The organism is Novosphingobium nitrogenifigens DSM 19370 (genome assembly GCF_000192575.1).
GTDB lineage: Bacteria > Pseudomonadota > Alphaproteobacteria > Sphingomonadales > Sphingomonadaceae > Novosphingobium > Novosphingobium nitrogenifigens.
The window spans coordinates 422,328-427,519 of the sequence record NZ_GL876934.1 but is presented as its reverse complement, the minus strand read 5'-3'; the positions used below and the strand labels follow the sequence as shown (position 1 = coordinate 427,519).

The window sequence follows — 5,192 nt, the reverse complement described above, 5'->3', positions numbered from 1 at the left end:
TGACCACCCCGGTTCTCAGTTCCTCGTGGAATGTCGGAGCAGGAAGACGATGTAGCCTTTGAATTGGGGTTGGCGGGTTAGGGACGTGGGGGCGTGCCATTCGCTGTTTTCGGCGAGGGCGACGCGGAAGGGGATGGGGAAGGGGGCCATCTGGTCGAACCAGCGGGTGTAGCCGGGGATGGTGGTGCGGCCCTGATAGGTCTGGATCACGACTTCGTCGATGATCGGGCGCAGGGCGGTGAGGGTTTGAGGGTCGCCGTGGGCGCTCCAGTCCATGAGGCCGGTGATCGACAGGCGGAAGGGGCGCGGCAGGCGCTTGCGCAAGTCGGCGAGGAAGCGGCGATAGTTTTCGAGGCCCCTGGCCGAGGAGTCGAAATCGACCTGTAGTCCCGCGACGCGGTTTCCTGCGGCCTGCCACTTTTTCAGGTCTTCGAAAATGGCCGCTTCGTTCGCTGCGTCCCAGTCGAGTCGGTTGGCGCGGACGACCAACCAGAGTTCGACGCCGGGCAAGCGGGGCGTTCCCATGCGCAGCCGGGTAAAGCGGGGCGGGCCGCCGCGCCGGATTTCTCCGTCGAGCAGGTAGAGTGTGCGGGGGTGAATGTCGTCGGGCGGGCGGACGCCGGGCCAGATGTAGAACGCGTCATAGGCCTGCGCCCGGACGTCGTGGCTTGGCGCAGGCGGCGGCGCGCGGTGGCACGCCGCCAGCGACGCCGTCAACGCCAAGGCCAGCGCGGTCGTTGTCCGGCTCACCAGTAATAGCGCAGTTTCTTGGCCCAGGGACTGTCGGGGAACGTGGTCTTGAGCTCGTTGTACCACGCCTTGCGCTGGGGCTTGGGCGCGGCGGCCTTGTCCATTTCGTCCGCTGTCAGGAAAGGTCCGGCACAGCCGTTATAGCCGCTGGGTGCATAGCACATGATCGAGCGATAGAGCGCATAGGCGCGTTCCTCGCGCGAGGCATTGCGGTCGGCGAGAACCGCTGCATAGATCGCATCGCGCGCCAGCGGTTTGCCGGGGAAATCGTCCGGCGCGTGGCCGAGCGTGTCGGCAACCTTGCCGGGGGTGAACAGCGAAAATCCGTCGAAGCCGTTCAGTCGCCAGAACTCGCCGAGGCAGAGCATCGCGCGGCGATTGGCCGGTTCATGCGCAAGCGTTGCAACGGTCGCGTCCAAAGCGGGACAGGCAAAGCCGTCCGAGGCCTTTCCGCGCGTGAAAAGGCCCGTCGAAACCGGGCTCTCGCCCCAAAAACTTTGAAGCGGGTCGGTCGCGGCGTCGGCGGGGACCAGCGCCTTGTCCCGGATGAAGTCGGCATAGGCCTGACGGCCGAGGTCCTTGTACAACAGGGTGAAACGCGCGACGTCGCGTTCGTGGGCCGGGCGCGTGCCGTCGGCCGCGACCGCGCGCAGGATCGCGGGGCGCGCCATGGTCTGAAGCAGGATTTCGCGCGTCGTCCGGTCCTCGATCGGCGAGCCGGGGGCAAAGACCAGATCGAGCCGCTTGGCCCCTTGCCATGAAAGGGCAAGGCCCAGTTCTGCCAGAGGCCGTTGATGGATCGGGCTGACATTGGGGATCAACGTGCGCCAGAACCCCGCTTCGTTCGGGTCTTTCGCTCGCGCCAAAGCCATGCCGCGCAGGATCTGGCGGCTGAACGCGAGTGGCGTGAAGCCGTGGGCGTGCGTGGCGTCGGGGACCAGCGGCAAGAGCGAACGCGGCGTTTCCCCGGCATAGAACGCTCGGCTGGCCTGAAGAAAAGTATAGAGATCGGCCTGTCCGGCAAAGCTTGCCTGCTGGCTCGCCAGACGCTCGGCGGGGAAGGGCATCGCGTCGGTGTCTTCGATCACGCGCATCTGGCGCAAGTCGGCGACCGCCAGCAGCAGGGGCGATCCGCCCAGTTTGTCGACCGCCACCGAACGGGCATCGGGGCCCAGCAGCTTGAGGTCGATCTCTTCGGCAAGGTCGGCGGTGCGTTCGCTGTCGGCCGGAGTGCTGTCGAGCAATCCCTGATAGGCTGCGGCCAAGGCGGACACGTTTCCTTCGAGCCAGAGCACGCGGCGGGTCAGGGCCTGGGCAGAGGCGGCATAGCGACCGTTCGGCCATGCCTTGAGATAGGCCGCGATCGCGGTGCGGGCGGCGGCGGTGGCGGCATGGTCGGTCTTTTCGACACCGGCGAAATTGCCGTATTGGTCGACTGCGCCCGCCACGGCCTGCCGCATGGCGATGCGGATCGGCATATAGGCGGACGTTTCGACGATCCACGGCGTGCGGGCATGGGCAAGCGCGGCAAAGCCGCTTCGCGCGCCGTCCCAGTTTCCGGCATAGAACGCGCTCGCGGCCTGCAGATAGGCGAGGTATTCGCGGCCCGAAGGGCTGGAGACCGGAGGATTGCCCTCGATCGCGCCGCACCCCACTTGCGCGCGCAGGGCAAGGAGCGCGGTGCGTTCGCTGTCGGGCACGGACTTGTCAGCGGTGATTGCACTCGAAAAGGTCGAGACCGCGTCCGCCGGTGGCGTGCATTCCGAGGAATAGGGGGTCTCGGGCTTGTCGGGATGGGGCCAGTAGGTTTCGCGCAGGCTGGTCCAGGTCGTGAAAGTCCGGCCCAGTTCGAACGTGTCCCAATCGGATTTGGGATAAGTCGCGCCCTTGTCTCCGACCGGTTTCAGGCTGCGCAACAACAGGAGCAGGTTGATGCGGGTATCGTTGCCCGGGCTGATCGCGGCGCGTCCGACGCCGTCATAACTGGGCGCAGCAAGGCGCCAGACCGGCGACCACCCGATATCGGCACAAGCGCCAGCCCGGTCGGCCAGTCCATAGATGGCCGATCCTGTCAGAAGAACGAGCGCAAGATTGCGGAATTTGCGCGCACGGGCAGTAATCGGCGTCTTGAACACTTGACGGGCATCCTCGTTTGTCTTGGCGCTATTGAGCGTGTTTTTCTTCGGGAGACAAGCTCTTCCCGCGATCGGCCCATGGCGCGTCGCGCAATCGGGCGGCCAGAAAATCAAGGAGGACGCGCACGCGGGCCGGGCGCTGCTTGCCCGGCGGCGTTACCAGATGCAGCGCGATGTCGGGGATGCGCCAGTCGGACATGACTTCGACCAGAGTGCCCTTGGCCAGATGATCCCAAACCATGAAGTCGGGTTGCAGGGCGATACCCTGTCCCGCCAGCAAGGCCGGGGCGAGCGCATCGGCATTGTTCGCGCCGAGGCGGCCATGGACAGTCACGCCGTATTCGCCTTCGCTCGGGTGGGTAAAGCGCCAGAGGCCGGGGTGTTCGAGATTGGTATAGAGCAAGCCCTGATGCGCGCTGAGTTCGCGGGGGTGCGTAGGCGTGCCGTGGACGGCGAGATAGGCCGGGGCCGCGACGAGAGGACGGCGAACCGTGCACAGGCGCCGCGCGCGCAAACTGCTGTCTTCGAGACCGGCGATGCGCAGCACGATGTCGTGGCCGCCCGCCACGACATTGACGAGCGTATCCGAAAGATCGAGATCAACGCTGACCAGCGGCCATGCGGCGAGGAATTCGGGCAGCAGCGGCGCGACGTGGCGCAAGCCGAAGCTCATCGGCACGGCAAGCCGGACCAGTCCGCGCGGAATGTCGCCGTCGGCGCGGGCTTCGGCCTCTGCCGCTTCGCCGTCGGCAAGGATGCGGCGCGCCTTGTCGAGCACGCCGCGCCCGCTTTCGGTCAGGGCAAGGCGGCGGCTGGTGCGGTGAAGCAGGGGAATGCCGAGCCGGGCTTCGAGGCGGCCCATGGCCTTGGACACGGTCGGCTTGGAAAGGCCGAGAGCTTCGGCGGCGGCCGCGAACGAGCCGGTTTCGACGACTTTGGCGAAAATGGCCCAGGCTTCAAGGTCGGGAAGTGGCATTGATGAAATTCCGGAACTGGTGAAATTCCATCATTGCCATTTCTTTGTCAGGGGCAAGGGGTAGATTGGGACTATCGAAGGCCGCAGCGCCGATCTTGCCCCGGAGACCCCGCGATGACCCACATTCCCACCGCGACCGCCACCAGCACCGGCGAAGGCACGTTCCAGAGCCGCGTGCGCATGGACGATCTGGCCTTTACCGCCGATGAGCCCATCGATCAGGGCGGAATGGGTACGGGGCCGATGCCTTATGACATGCTCTGTGCCGCGCTGGCGACCTGCACCACGATGACGCTGCGGTTCTATGCCAAGCGCAAGGGGTGGGAGATCGGTGAAGTTTCAACCCATGTCACCCATGCGCGGCACGCCGGGGAAACCCCCGCCGACGTCTTTACCCGCACGATCACGCTGTCGCCGCTGCTCGAACCGGCGGTGCGCGAGGAATTGCTGGGCATCGCCAATCGTTGCCCGGTGCATCGCACCCTGACGCAGGGATCGGCGGTTCAGTCCGTTCTTGCGTGAAGACCTTTCGAACCCAATCACCTGATCCGGAGAATGACGATGACCACCGCCCATCTCTCTCGTGAAGACTGGCTTGCCGTGAAGATCGGAGCCGAAGATGCCGCTCGTCACGGGTGCCGCCAACCGGCCGCCCCGCGTGAGGAACTGGGCTGGTTCGCCCGCGCGATGCTCTGGTTGGTCGGCGACGACCGCCCCCGCGCGCTCGCCAATCCCCGGCTCGAAGCGGTTCGCCGGTTCACGTGTGCGACGCGTGCCGGATACCGTCCGAGCGTCGCGCTGATCAGTGAGTTGCACGGGTTCGGCGTGATGCCCAATCACCTTGCCGCGATTGCCGAATTTCTCGTCTGATCCTTTCGTGGGGCAAGGACGAGCGCGCCCCATCCGACTGTTCGGGGGGTAGTCGAAGTATCCGGCTTCCGCCGAACCACAGGGCGATGATCGCGGCAAGGATCGCGGTTTCCGGGACGCGGACGTGAAAGCGGGTGCCGAGGAACCACATGGCATTGGGTAAGAATTGGAACCGTTGAAATTCCATCAATGCCATTTCTTCGTTCTGTTCGATCCGTAAAGTGACCGCATCAGCAGTCGGCGAGACCGGCTTCACGAAAGGCAATTCCATGATCGAGCTGCGTCCCTTCGCCGGTATCGGCCATGCCAACCACGGCTGGCTCGATGCCCGTCACCATTTTTCGTTCGCCGAATATTATGATCCGGCCCGCATGCACTGGGGCAACCTGCGCGTGTGGAACGATGATACTATCGCGCCCCGCAACGGATTTCCGCCGCACCCGCATCGCGACATGGAAATC

The 5,192-nt window shown here is 65.3% G+C and carries 6 protein-coding genes; 3 read left to right on the top strand and 3 right to left on the bottom strand.

Annotation, left to right across the window (positions count from 1 at the left end; genetic code table 11):
• Positions 1-15: 15 nt before the first annotated feature.
• Genes Y88_RS16135 through Y88_RS16125 form a run of 3 tightly spaced genes read right to left on the bottom strand, consistent with a single transcriptional unit; the run spans position 16 to position 3,861 of the window.
• Complete coding sequence (locus tag Y88_RS16135) at positions 16-750, bottom strand: DUF3142 domain-containing protein (protein WP_008071141.1); 735 nt, start codon at positions 748-750, stop codon at positions 16-18.
• Positions 747-2,885, bottom strand: coding sequence for a hypothetical protein (locus tag Y88_RS16130; RefSeq protein WP_008071139.1), 2,139 nt, complete (start codon positions 2,883-2,885; stop codon positions 747-749). Before Y88_RS16130 ends, Y88_RS16135 begins: the two co-directional genes overlap by 4 nt.
• Positions 2,886-2,913: 28 nt before the next feature.
• Positions 2,914-3,861, bottom strand: coding sequence for a LysR family transcriptional regulator (locus Y88_RS16125; protein ID WP_008071137.1), 948 nt, complete (start codon positions 3,859-3,861; stop codon positions 2,914-2,916).
• A 114-nt stretch (positions 3,862-3,975) separates the two neighbouring features.
• Between Y88_RS16125 and Y88_RS16120 the strand changes: the two genes are divergently transcribed.
• The 3 genes from Y88_RS16120 to Y88_RS16110 form a co-directional block, all read left to right on the top strand.
• Positions 3,976-4,383: an OsmC family protein gene (locus tag Y88_RS16120; RefSeq protein ID WP_008071136.1), complete on the top strand. Its 408-nt coding sequence runs from the start codon at positions 3,976-3,978 to the stop codon at positions 4,381-4,383.
• Between the two features lie 39 nt (positions 4,384-4,422).
• Complete coding sequence (locus Y88_RS16115) at positions 4,423-4,731, top strand: hypothetical protein (RefSeq protein ID WP_232281116.1); 309 nt, start codon at positions 4,423-4,425, stop codon at positions 4,729-4,731.
• Between the two features lie 269 nt (positions 4,732-5,000).
• Positions 5,001-5,192 (top strand): pirin family protein (locus Y88_RS16110; protein WP_198133362.1); only part of this gene is annotated, 192 nt, incomplete at its 3' end.